Origin of the sequence: Alteromonas macleodii (assembly GCF_903772925.1) — a bacterium.
Classification (GTDB): domain Bacteria; phylum Pseudomonadota; class Gammaproteobacteria; order Enterobacterales; family Alteromonadaceae; genus Alteromonas; species Alteromonas macleodii_A.
The window spans coordinates 1,326,040-1,343,867 of the sequence record NZ_LR812090.1; the positions used below are offsets into that span (position 1 = coordinate 1,326,040).

Below are 17,828 nucleotides of genomic sequence, written 5' to 3' on the forward strand. Positions count from 1 at the left end.
GTTTGGCAAAATTTTTAATACGCGAAAGATTCTACTCGCGCGCGCCCAGACCTTTTTGCTTTGTAGAGAAGCTCATCACAGGCTTTAATAATAGTATCCAAATTGGTTTCTCCGCGGACATTCAGCAGCCCCGAAGAAAAGCTAACTGAAAACTTCTTATTGGTATGCGTCCAGTTTTTTTGGTGAGAAAGCGCAACATTTAACTCATCGAGTATGCGCTTGGCCGATTGTTCATCGGAGTCAGAAAAGTAGATCAAAAATTCTTCACCACCATATCGGCAAAGCTTATCTGATTTTCTAATTCTATTTTGGATGATTCGGGTGAGCGTAGTTAACACTTCGTCGCCTACCGTGTGACCATATCTATCGTTGATTTTTTTAAAGTTATCAACATCAAGCAGCGCTATGCATGATGTATTGTCGCCTTTAAGTGACTTCTTAAGGCTATTCAACATCGCGCGACGAGTGAGGGCTCCGGTGAGTGAGTCTCGCTCTGCGAGTAATTCACTTTGCCGTTTAGAAATCCAAAGCCACATAGCGAGTATAAGAAGAATAGTGACAATAAGCGCAAAAATGGTGGTTTTCATTGCCTCCTTATCGGTGGATAGCCCTTCTTTTTCGTCTCGTAGGGCGTTGATCTCTTTTTGTCTATAATAGACAAGCTCAATATCCTTCGCGATGCTATTTGAGAAGTCAGGCGAAGAAAACTGAAATTGCTCCGTGTTCTTTTCGAAGAGAAGTTGGTTGTATACTTTTGAATGCTCATAGGCTTTTTCGTAAATGCCTGCAGTATCGTAAATTCTTATAAGTTCAAGCTCTTTTCTTAGCAGGTGCTTAGCTCTAAATTCCTTAGATGGCAGGGTATCTAGCATGGCTTTTGTATACCCGTTAGTTGCTTCATAAAGCTCTTTTTTATTACGTTTAGCAATAGCTTTATAAGACTGATAAAGATAAAAAAGCTCCTCTGCTTGAGTTTTTATCTGAACATTATCTATCGCCTCCATCTTGTTTATAACTGAGCGGATTTCACTATCATGAGTTTGCTGAAACCCCGTTACAAGCACTCGCAATTTTTGATATAAACTTAAAAACATCTCAAATTCTGAATTTCTATTTTTTACAAATTTAATGGCCGTATTTGAGGTCAGCAGGGCGTCGTCATATTTATTTTGGAGAAGAAGAGAATCAATCGAAGTAAAGTATGCCCACGTAACAGAACCATCTTTGAGGTTACTTTGCTCGATTATCTTCATTGAGTGAGAATAAGCTCTACTCGGTACCGATAGCTCTGTAAAAGCGATACGAAGCCACTCGTGTGCAGTAGCGCTACTTAACGCATTCTCAAGAGTTCGTGAAGAAGCTCGCGCAGGCAAATGGGGGAGCGCATATTCTAATTCATTAATTGCTTGAATAGGATTGGCTAGCGTGAGCTCCATTGACAGCCATATGCTAGCTATAGCAGTTGCTGTTTTGCTGCCCGTTTCCAGAACTTCGCGCTTTAAGCGCTTGAGCGCTGGCACTGTAACATTGATTCGCAGTGAAGACCGGTCAAAGTCGTTAACTGCTCTGGCATAGATATAATACGCCCTTGCGGCAGCATACAAATCTGTATTGAGCGACTTTAGCTCGTTCCAATGGTTCTCAAGCAAAGGTGACTTAACGTATATTGGAACTCGAGGAGCTTCCGTTTCGTTAGCTGTTCCCGTAGCCAATAAATGTCTAAAGATTATGCCTTCACTACTATCATCAGATTGAATTTGTAAGTCTTCGATTTTGGCTTTTATCTGGTCATTATCAATATCAGATTGATTATTCCAGTTATAGATAGTTACTGCTGCTAACCGACTATAAGCATCTAGCTTTTTAAGCCTCAACTTCTCAGAACTGTTGTCTAACTGTGCATGAAGTGAGTGACTGAAGAAAATGATGAAAAGTAGACAAAACTTCCCCCTTGTAAAACGACACCAAGCGGCCATTGAATTTGCTACCTCTATACTGCGGATAAGCTGAAATGTTTGCTGAAAATTAAAACGGTTGTTTTAATCCTAAAGTATAAGTTTTATTGCGCATGTTTTCACCTTAAATTTAGGCAAAAAAAATCGGCCACAGTGGGCCGACGAAGGGAAGTGCGTAAAGTCAGCACTTTTTTGGAACGGGGAGTAGGCTTTTTTCTAGGCCGAAAATTGAATCCTTTCGGATACGGCTTTTTTCATTTCACTCAGGTCAGCATCTTTGTCGCCCACTATCATGACATTGGCGTGTCTCATTTTGATACTTTCGCCGTGGTACTGGTCGTCAGAAAATTCGCTAGGTACAGTGACATCACCGCGTTCAGGTACAACAAATACCGACATTTTCCCTTGTGGCGTATCAACGATAAGGTGCAGGCTTCTCACTGTACTTAAGTGACAATAGTTCACCACTTCAACACCATCAAGCATCTCACTAAAACTACCGCCAAAGCTTGCCAATTTTGCATTTACCATATTCAAATCAGCTGGAAGTAGCGAATGTGCAGTTTCCATTTCGGCGTACTGCATATGCGCTAGCGCTTGACCACCAATACTAAGCGGTTGGTGATACCACATGGTAAGTCCTATGCCTATAGTAAAAGCAACGGATGCGGCCATCGCCAAATACCAACGACTTCGGCGTTTGTAGCGATTGAACTCGTCAGTCGACTGTTGCCAAATGAGCTTACTAGCTAGGTCCTCTGGCACATCGACTTTTAAGGCTTGCTTTAATTGCTTATCTAACTGCTTTTGTTCATTCCAGAAACTGCGTTTGCTTTCATCCGCTTTCGCTGCTTCTACAACATCACTGTCAGTCGTTTCTGGATCGGCGTAGATTCGACGCCTAAATTCTAACTCATCCATTTATACGACCTCTCTGTTCATTTTGTTTCTCTAATGCCTCTTTCAGCTGGTTTCTCGCTCTAAATAAACGCGTCATTACTGTGTTTTTATTGAGCCCTAATTGGTTGGCAATCTCTTCACCACTGAACCCGAAAATCAATTGAAGGATTAAGGGTTCGCGGTATTCAACACTTAGCCCACCTAACAGTCGCTGAAGCTCTCTGTCTTTCAGATCGCCGTCTGCATGTTGGGTGTCATCTTGTATATGACAATCGTCAATATCGACCGTGTCGAATTGCTTGCGCTCGAACCTGCGGGCATTCTCACGACGAAGAATGGTTATTAACCACGACTTTGCCGCCTTTTCATCATTTAGGGCGTCTAACGATCGCCACGCACGTAGAAACGTTTCCTGTACAACATCTTCAGCAATGCTCTGGTCTTTAATAAGCCAGAATGCATAGCGGTAAATGTCGGCGTGGAATGCCTTTACCAGTGCTTCATATCTTTGGTGTTTTGCTTTCATATCCGATAAGACCTGACCACTGTCGGATTTATTTCGCCCAAACATAAAAAAATCCAAAAACTTAAAGAATTTTCACTATGGCACAAAAAACGCGCCATTTCGTTATCCGAAAGGCGCGTTTTTATTTTTAGTTCCAGTGATCAGAGCACTTATTAAGGAATACTAAGCACCTTTTTGAGTGGCAATCCAGGCGTTGATATTTTCTTCTAAAATAGAAAGTGGTACTGGACCGTATTTTATCACCTCATCATGGAAGCCTTTCCAATCAAACTTATCACCAAGTTCAGTTTGAGCATGCGCTCTAAGCTCCATGATTTTTAGTTTGCCAATCATATAGGCAGTGGCTTGTCCTGGCATGGCAATATAGCGTTCAATTGCTTTTTGCGCGTCATATTCAGGGTTTGGCGTATTTTCGATGAGGTAATCTACAGCCTCTTCACGGGTCCACTTCTTCGCGTGAATACCCGTATCAACTACAAGCCTGCAAGCTCGCCATAGTTCCATGGCTAGGCGACCGAAATCAGAATACGGGTCTTCATAAAAGCCCATGTCTTTTGCGAGTTCCTCGGTATACAGCCCCCAGCCTTCTGTGTACGCGGTAAAGCTCAAGAATTTTTGGAATTGTGGTACACCTTCAAGCTCTTGCGCAATGGCACGCTGCATGTGGTGACCAGGAATGCCTTCGTGATAGGCCAGCGCCTCTAGCTGATACGTCGGCATCGCTTTCATATCATATAGGTTTGCATAGTAAATGCCTGGGCGGCTGCCGTCTTGCGCTGGACTTTGGTAAAATGCTTTGCCCGCAGACTGTTCGCGGAATGCTTCGACGCGTTTAACAATCATTGGCGCTTCTGGGAGAATACCAAAGTACTCAGGAATAGCTTCTCGCATTTCGTCTATGGCGGTTTTGGCCATATCAAGATATTGCTGTCTGCCTTCATCTGTTGAAGGTAAATAGAATTGTTCGTCTTCACGCATGAAAACAAAAAACTCTTGCAGTGTACCCTCAAATTTCACCTGTTTCATAATATCACGCATTGCGTTGTGTATACGCTCTACATTGTCTAGGCCAATTTGATGGACTTCTTCAGCAGTAAGGTCCGTAGTAGTAAACCAGTTAAGGCGATTTTGATACCACTTATCGCCGTTAGGTAAGCGCCATACACCATCGCCTTCAGGGGTTACTTCACGCTGGTGGGCTAGTTCTTCAATAAACTTTTCGTACGATGGCATGACCGACGTTACCAAAGCGGCTTTTGCTTCACCTAGCAGCGTGGTTTTTTCAGCTTCTGTAATATCAAGGTTGTTTACTTTGTTTTGAAAATCTTCCCAAATCGTTGAAGGTGTCTCGCTAGAGTCGAACGGTGCGCCGGTAATCACGTTTTTAGACGCATCAATCATTTGATCATAAGCCCAGGCCGGTGGGAATACACCAGCTTTTTCACGCACCTTCATCTGTTCTATGACTTGGTCAAAGTAGGTGCGTACATTGTCTAAACGACCAATATATGCCTGGGCATCTTCTTTGCTTTTCACGCTGTGAATATTAATAAGAAAGCTAGGTACTTGTGTATGCGCAGCGCGGAACTGATGCACAATGTAGCGGTGATGTCTAAATTCGTCGTTGGCTAAATCACGTTCAATGCCAAGCTTATAAAGGCGCAAGCTTAACTTTTCTTGTTCGCTTAACTTGCCGGTGTCGAAACTATTAAGCTTTTCTAAACGGTTTTTGGCGATAGCTACACGAGCATCGGCTTCTTCATCACTAATGTCATCCCACTTGTCGTAATCCCACTTTTTTCCGAGATAACTTTGGAATAGGGGCGAGCGTTTAAGGTCTTCTTCAAAAGTACGTTCAAAAAAAGCACTTAAACGCTCGGACTCTGATTGGCCTGCTGGCTGTTCTGTTTTAATAGGCTCTGGCGCTGTTTGCGCGGTTTCACTTGCTGGCGAACAAGCTGTTAATGTGGTAACTGCCAACGCAATTGGCGTTAGCTTTAATAGTGTTTTCTTCATTCTATTCCCCGTCGCGTTTAATTGATTATTTTTATAGGCTACAAGTATTTTGGACTTTTGAGCCTTTAAAAGGTATTAAATACCAAGACTCATGCTGAATATTAACCAGAGGTAATGCTATCAAAACCCTTGCGGCTGTCATACAGCTCTATACAAGGGCTTTAATTACGCAGGTTTCCGTGTATTAGCAAATGAAATGCGTTTTATGAAGCAGGATACAAGTTAGATAGCGTGTGGCTATTTTTTGCTCCTGTTTGTTGCCATTTGCTGCGAGCCTGCTTTATTTCATTGGTAAGTTTTTCTAATGCCTTAGATATTTGTTCCGATTGAGCACGTTTATCAGTTTGACTAGCTGAGAAGCGCAGTGCGTAAAGCTCATCAACAGCGGTGTTGACTCCATCAAACTGTGAAAGATGTGCTTTACCGGCAGTTAGTGCGTTTATCCATTGTTTAAGAGTAAGTGGTACTGAGCTAGTATCTTTTGCTTTTATCACTGCCATCAGCCTTTGATATTGGGCTTTCTCATCTAGTGCCGCTGTAACATTGAAGCGCGGTTTAGTACTGTCAGTAAGCCCAGCCAACTGAGTCTGTTTGAGCTTTCTATAGGTGAGCAACCACCCGATAAGCGCGACCAGCAAAAGTGCAAGTAGTACAACGCTCACAACCCAATCAAGCTGTGTTTTTTCACTAATACTAGTGTCATCAGCAGTGCTATCAGACGGTTTGCCTTCTTTACTCGAATCTACATCGGGCTCAATCGCTTTTGACGGTAAACCACTTTGAGTATCGTCTACGGTCTCATTGCTTGTAGGTGCAGTGTTGCTTGGGTTACTGCTGCTCGTTGCCGGTACTACCGTAATAGAGCGAGCTGGAATTGTTGCATACTCAGTTTTTTGAGTAAGCGTATTAAACCAAGGAATAGTAATTTCAGGCAAAACAAAGTCGCCAGGCTGTGTTGGAATAATTGCCAAAGACGTTTGGCGCTGTGAAATTAAACTCTGGTCTTTTTCAACAGTGGTTGTATTTGATTGATCTGGATATAACTTAAAGTTCGGCGGATAAAACTCAGGAATATCAGGAAGCTGTTCTTCTACTACGCCCAACGCGGTTAGCGTAACTATGCGTGTTACCGGTTCTCCTGCGACAAAGTTATCTCCTTGCGGCCACTCTTCGTCAACTCGAACCATTTCTGAAGGCAACCAAGGATAGTCAATTCCCTGAGGGATAGGCTTAATGTTTACCGTAATGTCAGGACCAACACGATTAATTTGCTGGGTACGATTAAAGAAGCCAAAACGCTGGTTTGTATTAGCCGCCATAACTTCACCGGTAAAGATGGGGCCCCTTAGCGTGAACTCTCCTGAAGCTTGAGGGACAACAGCAAATTGACGCTCAATAATCTGATACCGTCTGCCGTTTACAATATCGGTATACTGTTTATCTTCACCTAGCTGAGTAATTTCCGCATTCTGCATTTCTGGCGCTTGCAGACTGCCCCGCTCAATATTACTAGAGAGAAAAAGCTTAACAGTGTACAGCAGTTGTTGGTTTAAATAGGCCTCGTTTAAATCGATATCTGTAGTAACAAAATAGTCTCGGGCCACGTTGCTCTGTTCTTGAACAGGAATAACTTCAACTTGAATAGGCTTTGTTGATTTCCCTTCAATAGTTAACGAAGGAATAGTGAACGTACCTTCTTTTCGAGGGAATAACGTGGTCGTCCAAACCGTAGTGCGCTTAGTGTCGAAATTGACGATAGACGTTTGGCTACTTACCGATGTCCTGCCCACTACAAAGTCTTTTAATAGGGGAGAGCTGTCAAATGCGTCTCTATCGGCGCTTCCATCGGCGGTAATGGTTAAACGAATAGCTTCATCAAGCATAACCGGATTTCGGTCGATGGTTGCTTCAACTGAATTTACATCGGCATAGGCAGCCGCGCTAACGAGTAGGGTTAGTAAAAAAATTATTCCTGTAGATTGTAATAAGGCTCTCATCTACCAATCACTCCGGTTTGAAGGCATACGTTGACGCTGACGTTTTTGTGCTTCTAATTGCATTTTTCGTTTTAATAAAAATGCCGGATCGTCGGGCACGCGACGCATTAAACCTTCCATTCGCTGTAGTTCTTCTTTTTCTGCATCGGTAAGCTCGGCTTCTTGACCTTGCATTGCTTGAGCTTCCCGCTGTGCTTTTTGTTCGTCTTCTTGCGCTTGCGCATTATTTTGCTGCGTATTATCACGCTTTTCTAACTCTTCGTTTTGTTGCTGTGTGTCTGATGGCTCGTTCTGGTCGCTCGTCTCTGGCTGATTTTGCTGTTGAGAATTATCCCCATCATTTTGTTGTTCATCATTAGAAGGCTGCTGGTTTTGATCAGACTGTTGGCGCTCACTTTCATTTTGCTGGCCATTTTGATCGCTTGAACCATCCTGATTATTCTGATCTTCTGACTGCTGCTGATCGTTATTAGCGCTATCTTGGCTATTATCTTGAGCGTTGTCTTGTTGGTCATCGTTACTATTTTCGCTCTGATTCTGCTGCTGATCTTGTTGTTGCTGCTGTTTCAGTAAATCCTCAACAACTTTTTTATTGATTTTCGCGTCCTCGAACTCAGATGCTTCGTCCAAAGCCTGCTCGTACTTCTCTATCGCTTCTTCAAGCTTTCCGAGTTTGGCCAACGCATTGCCCTGATTGTAAAGGCTTTCAGCACCTGGAATATTTTTGTAAGCATTTAAAGCACCTTCATAGTCACCTGACTTAAAAAGGGATGATGCCTTCCACGCTTCGCTATTGAACTGGCTAACGGCGTCTTTGTATTTACCTCTCTGGTATTTATTCAAAGCTTCCTGATTATCATTCATAAATGGCTTTTGCCACCATGCAAGCGGTTCAGGTTTATTTACTGTTGCTGGCGTAGACTCTTCCACCATTTTCGAGCTTGGAATAGACTGAGCGGCCTGAGATGTACCTATACTTTGTGCAGCGTGGGCGTTTTTAACTATTGAAGGGCTTAGCAGGCCAACCAATACGATAAATACTAATCCGCGTTTAAACGCAAAGGCCGCAAATGGTAGAAGTAGCAGCAATAAGTAAGGGCCAACTTCTTTCCACTGATCTCCCTGCAAATTACTCTCTTCCTCGTCCTCTTCACTGCTGCCTTTATCTAGCAGTGATACCGCGGCTAGAGCATCAATATCATTGTCGTTAGAAGTAAAGGACTCAAAGCGACCGCCGCTAGTTTTTACTACGCCTTTCACCGCGCTTTCATTTAGCTTGGGTATAACAATGCTGCCAGTGAAGTCTTTTAATAGTTCACCGCTTTGCTGCCTAATAGGCGCGCCTTCACTTGTGCCAACGGTAAGTGCATTTACCGTAAAAGGAACAGATGCTACATATTCTTGAAGTTCTTGTTGTTGCTCTAACTCTATACCGTCAGTAATCCAGTAGATTATGCCTGAGTTATAACCCGCATTTGTTAGCAGTTCAGCAGCACTTTCAATCCCTAACAATGGGTCGCTTCCGGGTACGGGCATGATCTCGGGGGAAAGGCTGGGTATTAGCGTGGTAATATTCCCAGCATCTTCGGTCAAAGGGCTTATAACAAACGCATCGCCGGCATAAGCAACCAAGCCCATTTCACCCTCGCCGATAGCGTTGACTAAGTCTATGGCTTTGTATTTAGCCCTTGTCAGTCTGTCTGGCGTCATATCGGTTGCACGCATCGAAAGCGACATATCTATTACTATAACGTGCCCCATTTTTAGCTGATATACCGGTTGAGGGAGACGCTCCCACGTTGGGCCGGCGAGAGCTGTAACACTTACAACCCACACAAAAGCCAGCATCCACATTGGCGGCTTTACGCCCATTTCGGTCTTTCCTATCACCATATGTTGATACAGGTGCGAAGGGATCACCGATTGCCAGCCAGACTGTTTAGCTGTGGTTTTTCTAATTAAAACCACAAGCAGCATCAGGGGCACAAGTGCCATAAACCATTCGGGGCGTAGAAAGTGAAATTGATTTAAGAAGTCGAAATCCATTATTTCGTCTCCCTATTTGTTTGAGTTGCTTGTGCTGCGTTAGCCGAATTTAGCTGTTGCGTTGACGTGTTATTTCGCTTTTGTATGAACCAACGATATAAAGACATAGAAATAATGATAAAAGCCCACAGCGCTGACAATAAAATCGCAGCCGCTAGGGGGTAGTAAAACAGTGCGCTTAATGGGCGCATTTTACGAGTTTCACCTTCGATAGGTTCAAGCGCATCAAGCTGTTGATAAATAGCTTGAAGCTCTTGGGCATTTCTAGCCCTAAAGTATTGGCCGCCCGTGGCGGTAGCAATATCAGTTAACATGCCTTCATCAAGTTCTTGCGACGGGTTTATCTGTCGGCTGCCGAAAAAGCTTTGGATCAGCATTTTGTCGGCGCCCACGCCAATAGTGTAAACCTTCACACCTTTACTTATAGCCAATTCTTTAGCTTGCTCAGGCGTAATATTTCCTGCGGTGTTTTGTCCATCGGTGAGTAGAATCAACACATTATTTGATTCTTCCCGTTCGTCAAAGCGCTTCACTGCTAAACCGATGGCGTCACCTATGGCAGTTTGTTCTCCAACTAAGCCAATTACAGCTTCACTGAGAAGTGTTGAAACGGTGTCTCTGTCATAGGTAAGCGGCGCTTGGACATATGCGGTATCGGCAAATAAAATCAATCCAATCCTGTCGCCCACGCGGCGCTGAATAAAGTCATACACGACTGATTTGGTCATGGTTAAACGGTTAACTTGCCTTCCATTTAGCTGCATGTCGTCTATCTTCATACTGCCAGATAAATCCACCGCTAACATCATTTCCCGGCCTTCATTAGGTATGCTCACAGGTTCACCTAACCATTGAGGCCGTGCGGCAGCTGTTACCAGCAAAAGCCATATCAAGCTACTTGCTACTAGCGGTATTTTGGTTTGTTTTAATTGGGTTTGTTCCGATACATCGCCAGGTCGCAAACTAGGAACCCGCAGCGCGGCCATAGGCATGTCTTGGGCTTTTTTAGACAGTAGGCGTACCAAAATTGGTAAAGGGAGCGCAAAGAAGACCCACCACCAAGCAAAATTAAGCATGATGCGGCTCCTTTACACTTTCAGAGGAAAGGCCATTCACCGTCCGCATATTTTTCGGGAGCTTTGCTTTCGAAAGCCAACTTTTTACCGCCCCTTTGCAGGTTTCAAAGTCATTTGGGTTAGGGCTAGCTTGGTAAACATTGCTTATCAATAATGCTAAGTCAGCTTCAAGTTTGTTATCACGACTTTTTAGAGCAGATGTTAAGAACGCTTGCCATTGTTTGCCGTATAGCCCAGCAACCTGTTGAGTAGAGTAATAGCTTATAGCGGTGCGCTTCAAAATAGAGTTTAGGGCTACCGGCCAATTACTTTGTTGTGCTGAAATTGATTCAAGCAATGCTAATGCTTGCTTACGAGGCTTGTTATGCCGTACGTGAGCAGAAATAGCTTTATAGAGACCAAATAACACTAATAAAACCACAGCGATAAGTACCCACCATCCCCAATCTAATGGCCAAATACTGACCTCATTAGGCACGTGTATATCGCGCAGCTGGGCGAGGGGGTCTTGCTGCTGAGGTGCTGCCGGCATTTGATTTGCAGGCGGCATTGACTGTACTGACTTAGGTAAAAGGTTTGATAAAAAATGAGTAGAAAGGTTATTGCTTTGCATTAATTAAGCTCCAACCGTTGTTCTTGTTGCATACTTTGAAGCTGTTCATCTAACGGAAGGCCGGCACTCACACTGAATCTGGCGATGTTAGTTTTGCGCAACGTATCGTAAATTGCGCTGTTGTGTTCATTTCGCCATTTTAAATATTGCTGCTGTTCGGTATTGTCACCTAATACCCAGCGCTGTTGATTGTTACCATCTGAAACACTAACGGTTTGCAGTGAACTGGTTTGTGGCAAGGCATGCTCTATCGGGTCATGGATCACAATAGCCCTAACTTCACAGTGGCGCGTTAAGTGACTTAAATGCTGAATAGCCTGGGCGCTTAAATGCTGAAAATCTGATACCAGATAAACTAAGCTTCCTGGTCTAGCTAAACGCCTTGCACGCGCACAAGCATCAGCAAAAGCTTGTTCGTCTTTTGCTTTGTCAGCTTTAAACGGTGTGCTTTGTTCATGTAATGCCATGAGCTCATGACAAACGTGAAGTACGGCTTTTTTCCGAGTAAGGGGTTTAATTTCTTTGTGCTGTTGTTGGTTAAATACTAATGCGCCAACCTTATCGCCGCGGGCCGCAGCAGACCAGCTAATCAATGAGGATACATGGGCGGCCTGAACGGCTTTGGTAAGCAGTTGCGTACCAAAGGCCATTGAGGGCAGATAATCACAAAAAAGAAAAACCGGGCGCTCCCGCTCTTCCCGATATACTTTGGTGTGGGTTTTACCCGTGCGCGCGGTAACGCGCCAATCAATAGCGCGAATATCGTCCCCGGGTTGGTAGTGACGGGCCTCGTCAAACTCCATACCTCGGCCTTTGTGCTTGGTTAAATAACTCCCAGCAAGTTTAGCCTGTGGCATGCGTTTTGGCGCCAAGCTAAAAAGCTTGGCCAACTGCTGGTAGCGAAGTAACTCTGCACTAGACAAAGAGACACCGTTACATTGCAGCTTACTCAGCTGCGCTTGTACATTCACCATAGCTTAAGGAACTGCGACAGTAGCAACAATCTTATCGAGTACGTCGTTAATCGTTATACCTTCTGCCTCAGCTTGATAAGACAAGATAATACGATGGCGAAGTACGTTATGAACCACGGCTTGAATGTCGTCAGGGCCTACGAAATCTCTACCGCTAAGCCAAGCGTGGGCCCGTGCACAGCGGTCTAGGCTAATGGTGGCGCGAGGACTTGTTCCCATCGCTATCCACTGGCCTAATTCTGCATCAAAACTCGCTGGCTGACGAGTCGCCATTATTAATTGTACCAAGTATTGCTCTAACTCTGGCGCCATGTATAAGGACAAGGCTTCTTTACGAGATGTGAAAATATCATCTTGAGTTAGCGTAGGCGGTGTAATAGGCGGCTCTGAAAGCGCTTCGCCTCGAGTTAAACGCAGTATTTCTAATTCAGTCTCTGCACCTGGATAATCTATGTCCACGTGCATTAAGAAACGGTCAAGCTGCGCTTCAGGTAACGGGTACGTTCCTTCTTGCTCTAATGGGTTTTGCGTTGCCATAACTAAAAATAGCGGGGGCAGGGGGTAAGTTTTACTGCCCACGGTAATTTGGCGTTCAGCCATAGCTTCGAGCAGCGCAGATTGCACTTTGGCTGGAGCACGGTTAATTTCATCTGCTAACACTAGGTTATGAAAAAGCGGCCCTTTCTGGAAAACAAACTCGCCGGTTTCGGGGCGATAAATGTCTGTCCCGGTTAAGTCGGCCGGTAAAAGGTCTGGCGTGAACTGCACACGATGGAAATCACCGTCAATACCGTTAGCTAACGCATTAATTGCACGTGTTTTTGCAAGTCCTGGTGGGCCTTCCACTAGAAGGTGGCCATCGGCCAAAAGAGCGATTAGAAGGCTTTTGGTTAACGCACTCTGACCAATGATCTGCTGGTCTAAATAAGCGTGTAACTGTTGAAATTGCGCTGCTGCCATAATGCAAAATTTCCGTTTGAGTTCTCGTTATCAGGAAGTGTCAGTTGGACAATAGGGTTAACTAATCTATTAAAAAGTGATCGCCTTAGTAAAAAGTGAATTAATTAACTTTACACTAGTCACACTTTACCTTCGGCACTCTTTACATTAGCCACAATGACACAAAACAGACTTTAATTTCCATATATGGTTCATTCTATCTTTCTTCAAGTCGTTAAATAGTAATAAAAATGCGATATTTGTGAGGGCATTAACAAGTTACTCGGGCCACCAGGGCGTATTTATAGAAGGCAAGTGGAAGTTTTAACGATGATTTGAACTGCTCAGGTAAACTTTAGTTTCATTTATATTGCCCTTAGCCCTGCATTATTTGCTATTTTGTTCATTGTTTGTAAAAATCAGGTTTATTACAGGTCAGACCACTTTACAGCTATTAGCTAATAATAAAGTTGGTCATCAATTTAGGTGCATTATGGCAACAAAACAATCAGTTACTACCCGAGAGGGTGATCGCATCGCCATTGTCGCGGGGTTGCGTACTCCGTTTGCGAAGATGGCTACATATTTCCACGGTGTTCCGGCTGTTGATCTAGGTAAAATGGTCGTAAACGAACTTCTCGTTCGCCATGGTGTTCAAAAAGAGTGGGTTGACCAGGTAGTTTACGGTCAGGTAGTACAAATGCCTGAGGCGCCAAACATTGCCCGCGAAATCGTGCTTGGTACAGGCATGAATGTTCACACTGATGCTTATAGCGTATCTCGCGCTTGTGCCACAAGTTTTCAGTCTACGGTCAACATCGCTGAAAGCATGATGGCTGGTACGGTTCAGGTGGGTATCGCAGGTGGTGCAGATTCAACATCAGTATCACCTATCGGTGTGTCTAAGAACCTTGCACGTGCTTTGGTAGATTTACAGAAAACCAAGACTCTTGGTCAAAAGCTAAACATCTTTAAGCGTTTGAGCTTAAAAGACTTAGCGCCAGTACCTCCTGCTGTTGCTGAGTATTCTACCGGTTTGTCGATGGGACAGACAGCAGAGCAAATGGCGAAAACGCATCAAATTTCTCGCGAAGAGCAAGACAAGCTTGCGCATCGCTCGCACAGCCTAGCGGCTGAAAGCTGGGAAGCAGGTAAGCTGTCTAGTGAAGTGATGACCGCTTACGCAGAACCGTACAAAGGCGCGCTTGAGCGCGATAACAACGTACGTTTCGATTCAAAGCTTGAAGGCTACGCGAAACTTCGCCCAGTTTTCGATAAAAAGTACGGCTCGGTAACCGCTGCAAACGCTACACCGCTTACCGATGGCGCTTCTGCAGTGCTTATGATGACAGAAAGTCGAGCGAAAGAGCTAGGTTATACGCCGCTTGGTTACATTAAGAGCTACGCGTTCTCGGCCATTGACGTATGGGAAGACATGTTAATGGGTCCGTCATACGCGACACCTATTGCGTTAGACCGTGCAGGCATGACGCTAAATGACTTAACACTAATTGAAATGCACGAAGCGTTCGCAGCGCAAACCTTGGCAAACGTTAAGATGTTCGCAAGTGACAAGTTCGCTAAAGAGAAACTTGGCCGCGACAAAGCGACGGGCGAAATTGATATGGACAAGTTTAACGTGATGGGTAGTTCAATCGCCTATGGTCACCCGTTTGCTGCAACCGGTACACGTATGATCACGCAAATGCTTAACGAACTAAATCGTCGTGGCGGTGGTACAGGTCTATTGACTGCATGTGCTGCGGGCGGTCTTGGTGCCGCAATGATTGTGGAGACAGAATAATATGAGTCAGGAACAAGATATGACAAATGAAGTTCAGCCTACATCAGGTGCATTTACGTTAACCAAGCAAGATAATGGCGTTGCTATTCTCAGCATGGATGTACCTGGCGAGAGCATGAATACACTTAAAGCTGAATTTGGCGACGAAATTTCTGCCATGCTTGACGACATTGAGCGCGACAGCAGCATTAAAGGTGTTGTGCTAACGAGCGGTAAGCCAAGCTCATTTGTAGCGGGTGCCGATATCACCATGCTAGCAGCGTGTAAAACCGCTGAAGACGCCACAACTATCGCCGCTGGCGGCCAAGCTATTTTCGATAGAATCGAGAACATGAAGGCTACTTTCGTTGCGGCTATCCATGGCCCAGCGTTAGGTGGTGGTTTAGAGCTTGCGCTTGCATGTCACTATCGCGTATGTACCGATTCACCTAGTACTCAGGTAGGTCTACCGGAAGTGCAGCTCGGCTTGTTGCCAGGCAGTGGTGGTACACAGCGCCTTCCACGCCTAATTGGCATTCAGCAAGCAATGAAGATGATGCTTACTGGCTCACCTGCACGCGCTAAACAAGCTAAAAAATACGGCATTGTTGATGAAGTTGTTCCCCATAGCGTACTTTTGAAAGTGGCAGAGCAATTTGCCCTTAAACGCAAGCCAGAACGTGACGCACCGCAAAAAAGCGCTATGGACAAAATGTTAGAAAAAACGGGCCCAGGCCGTAACATGATGTTCAAAAAAGCCCGTGAAGCGACGTTTGCTAAAACCAAAGGTAACTATCCTGCGCCGGGTTACATTATCGACGTTATTGAAACAGGCATGAACGAAGGCATGAAAGCGGGGCTTAGAGCCGAAGCAGAAGCCTTTGGTAAGCTAGTGATGACGCCAGAATCTTTCCAACTTCGTCAGATTTTCTTTGCTACAACTGAAATGAAGAAAGAAAACGGCGTTGAAGGTGTTAAGCCTGAAAAGATGAAGAAAGTAGGTGTGCTTGGTGGCGGCTTGATGGGCGGTGGTATCGCTTATGTAACCTCGACTAAAGCCGGTGTACCTGTGCGTATTAAAGACGTACGTGCCGATGGCATCGCGAACGCAATGAAATACAGCTACGACATCTTAAACAAAAAGGTGAAGAAGCGTTTCATGCGCAACAGCGAAATGCAGAAGCAGTTAGCGCTTCTTACCGGTACACTGGATTACAGCGGCTACCAAGATGCGGATATCGTGGTTGAAGCAGTATTTGAAGACCTAGATCTTAAACAGAAGATGGTGGCGGATATTGAAGAAAACTGCAAAGAAAGCACGATTTTCGCGTCTAACACCTCGTCTATTCCTATTACACAAATTGCAGCTAAAGCAGCACGCCCTGAAAACGTGATTGGTCTTCATTACTTTTCCCCTGTAGACAAAATGCCGTTGGCTGAAGTTATCGCTCACGATAAAACGTCGGACCAAGTCATTTCATCTACGGTAGAGTTCGCTAAGAAGCAAGGCAAAACGCCAGTTGTTGTTAAAGACGGTGCGGGTTTCTACGTGAATCGTATTTTGGCGCCTTATATGAACGAAGCGGCAAACTTGATTCTTGATGGTGAGCCAATTGAACACATCGACAAGTCTTTGGTTAAGTTTGGCTTCCCTGTGGGCCCTGTGAAACTACTTGATGAAGTGGGCATTGATGTTGGTACTAAGATTATTCCATTCCTTGTAGAGGCATTCGGCGAGCGCTTCACTGCGCCAAGTGCTTTCGATAAAGTGCTGGCGGATGGCAGAAAAGGTAAGAAGAACCAAAAAGGGTTTTATTCATACGAGGGTAAGAAACCAGGTAAAGAAGTGGATGAGTCAATCTACGAATTACTTGGGCTATCACCGTCTGCTAAGCTAAGCGAAAAAGAAGTTGCTGAACGTTGCGTGCTTATGATGTTAAATGAAGCGGCACGCTGTCTTGATGAAGGTGTTATCCGTAATGCCCGCGACGGCGACATTGGTGCTATCTTTGGTATTGGCTTCCCTCCATTCTTAGGCGGCCCGTTCCGCTACATGGACACTCTGGGAATCAAACACCTTGTCGCTCGTTTAAACCATTATGCTACCGCCGTAGGTGATAAATTTGCACCTGCTGATGTGTTAGTAAAAATGGCAGAAAACGATCAAACCTTTTACAGTTAAGTTTGTAAAATGTTAAAAGCCGGGCTTTGCCCGGTTTTTTTATGTCTAATATATATTTTTGCTGGTTTATTGTTCTATTTTGGGTAGAATTCGCGTGATTAAAAAATAGACGTGTCAAATTGTTGGCGTCAATTATCAATGGGTTAACTTGGATAATTGTTGGAAACAAGAAACTTCACATAACTAGATTAAACAGCTGGAGGCAGTGTGATTTCACTCGTAGTACTAAGCGTTATCTTTTCTCTGTACTTTTATGTAGAAGCGTTTAAATGGGGAATGAATGCGAAGAAGTGGGCAATAGCGGGTTTTGTGTTAGGTCCAATCTTGTTACCTATGTTCTCTATCTCTCGCCACATGCATTGGCGCAATGCAGTAGGGTTTAATAATATTTATATTGCAGCATAGACATACCGATTACGTTACCCACTAACGACGGGCTCTAATTTTCAGGTATAAAAAAGAGAGTAAGCACTCTCTTTTTTTTGAAAATCGTTTCAACTTCAAATTAGAAGCCTACGCCGCTTCCGCCGCCAGTTTTAGGTCTTACGTACTCTGGCTGAGTAGTGGTTTCTTTTTGCGACTCAGGAGCCTGCTTAGCGCCTTCTAGTTTGTCGGCAGCAACTGGGGTAGCGGTAGAAAGTACTAGTGCAACTGCGTACTCTTTTAACATGTTGATTTCCTCTGATTATTATTTTGAACGAACAAACAAAGCCGATTTTTTATATTTGTTACCGGCACTCTAATACTTGCTAGTTACGTGCCAATATGTTTGTCTTTATATTTAATCCTTTGTAATCAGTTGCTTACGCAAATTTTTTATT

Annotated in this window: 14 protein-coding genes; 3 read left to right on the top strand and 11 right to left on the bottom strand. The window is 44.3% G+C overall.

Features of this window, described 5'->3' with window-relative positions; genetic code table 11:
• Positions 1–14: 14 nt before the first annotated feature.
• The 10 genes from PCAR9_RS05780 to PCAR9_RS05825 all read right to left on the bottom strand — a co-directional run bounded on the left by PCAR9_RS05780 (position 15) and on the right by PCAR9_RS05825 (position 13,063).
• Complete coding sequence (locus PCAR9_RS05780) at positions 15–1,976, bottom strand: GGDEF domain-containing protein (RefSeq protein WP_179982786.1); 1,962 nt, start codon at positions 1,974–1,976, stop codon at positions 15–17.
• Between the two features lie 195 nt (positions 1,977–2,171).
• On the bottom strand, positions 2,172–2,876 hold the full coding sequence (locus tag PCAR9_RS05785; RefSeq protein ID WP_179982787.1) for a DUF3379 family protein: 705 nt from the start codon (positions 2,874–2,876) through the stop codon (positions 2,172–2,174).
• Positions 2,869–3,426 (bottom strand): sigma-70 family RNA polymerase sigma factor, encoded by a 558-nt coding sequence (locus PCAR9_RS05790; RefSeq protein ID WP_179982788.1) that lies wholly within the window; start codon positions 3,424–3,426, stop codon positions 2,869–2,871. Before PCAR9_RS05790 ends, PCAR9_RS05785 begins: the two co-directional genes overlap by 8 nt.
• Positions 3,427–3,543: 117 nt before the next feature.
• Complete coding sequence (locus PCAR9_RS05795) at positions 3,544–5,397, bottom strand: DUF885 domain-containing protein (protein WP_179982789.1); 1,854 nt, start codon at positions 5,395–5,397, stop codon at positions 3,544–3,546.
• A gap of 203 nt (positions 5,398–5,600) precedes the next feature.
• Entirely contained in the window at positions 5,601–7,394 is a 1,794-nt protein-coding gene (locus PCAR9_RS05800; protein ID WP_179982790.1) for a BatD family protein, read from the bottom strand.
• The gene (locus PCAR9_RS05805) at positions 7,395–9,440 is read right to left on the bottom strand and encodes a vWA domain-containing protein (RefSeq protein WP_179982791.1); all 2,046 of its coding nucleotides are present in this window, start codon (positions 9,438–9,440) and stop codon (positions 7,395–7,397) included.
• Entirely contained in the window at positions 9,440–10,516 is a 1,077-nt protein-coding gene (locus PCAR9_RS05810; RefSeq protein WP_179982792.1) for a vWA domain-containing protein, read from the bottom strand. Before PCAR9_RS05810 ends, PCAR9_RS05805 begins: the two co-directional genes overlap by 1 nt.
• Positions 10,509–11,129: a DUF4381 domain-containing protein gene (locus PCAR9_RS05815; RefSeq protein ID WP_179982793.1), complete on the bottom strand. Its 621-nt coding sequence runs from the start codon at positions 11,127–11,129 to the stop codon at positions 10,509–10,511. Before PCAR9_RS05815 ends, PCAR9_RS05810 begins: the two co-directional genes overlap by 8 nt.
• Complete coding sequence (locus PCAR9_RS05820) at positions 11,129–12,103, bottom strand: DUF58 domain-containing protein (RefSeq protein ID WP_179982794.1); 975 nt, start codon at positions 12,101–12,103, stop codon at positions 11,129–11,131. The genes PCAR9_RS05815 and PCAR9_RS05820 overlap by 1 nt, the downstream gene beginning before the upstream one ends.
• Positions 12,104–12,106: 3 nt before the next feature.
• A complete protein-coding gene (locus PCAR9_RS05825; protein ID WP_179982795.1) occupies positions 12,107–13,063 on the bottom strand; it encodes an AAA family ATPase in 957 nt (318 codons plus the stop codon).
• 472 nt (positions 13,064–13,535) lie between these two features.
• Between PCAR9_RS05825 and fadI the strand changes: the two genes are divergently transcribed.
• The 3 genes from fadI to PCAR9_RS05840 all read left to right on the top strand — a co-directional run bounded on the left by fadI (position 13,536) and on the right by PCAR9_RS05840 (position 17,412).
• A complete protein-coding gene (fadI, locus tag PCAR9_RS05830) occupies positions 13,536–14,846 on the top strand; it encodes an acetyl-CoA C-acyltransferase FadI (protein ID WP_105931863.1) in 1,311 nt (436 codons plus the stop codon).
• 19 nt (positions 14,847–14,865) lie between these two features.
• On the top strand, positions 14,866–17,007 hold the full coding sequence (gene fadJ, locus PCAR9_RS05835; protein WP_179985162.1) for a fatty acid oxidation complex subunit alpha FadJ: 2,142 nt from the start codon (positions 14,866–14,868) through the stop codon (positions 17,005–17,007).
• A gap of 207 nt (positions 17,008–17,214) precedes the next feature.
• Positions 17,215–17,412: a hypothetical protein gene (locus tag PCAR9_RS05840; RefSeq protein ID WP_179982796.1), complete on the top strand. Its 198-nt coding sequence runs from the start codon at positions 17,215–17,217 to the stop codon at positions 17,410–17,412.
• A 100-nt stretch (positions 17,413–17,512) separates the two neighbouring features.
• On the opposite strand, the gene PCAR9_RS05845 is transcribed toward PCAR9_RS05840, so the two are convergent.
• Positions 17,513–17,677, bottom strand: a complete 165-nt coding sequence (locus PCAR9_RS05845) for a hypothetical protein (RefSeq protein WP_179982797.1) — start codon at positions 17,675–17,677, stop codon at positions 17,513–17,515.
• Between the last annotated feature and the right edge of the window lie 151 nt (positions 17,678–17,828).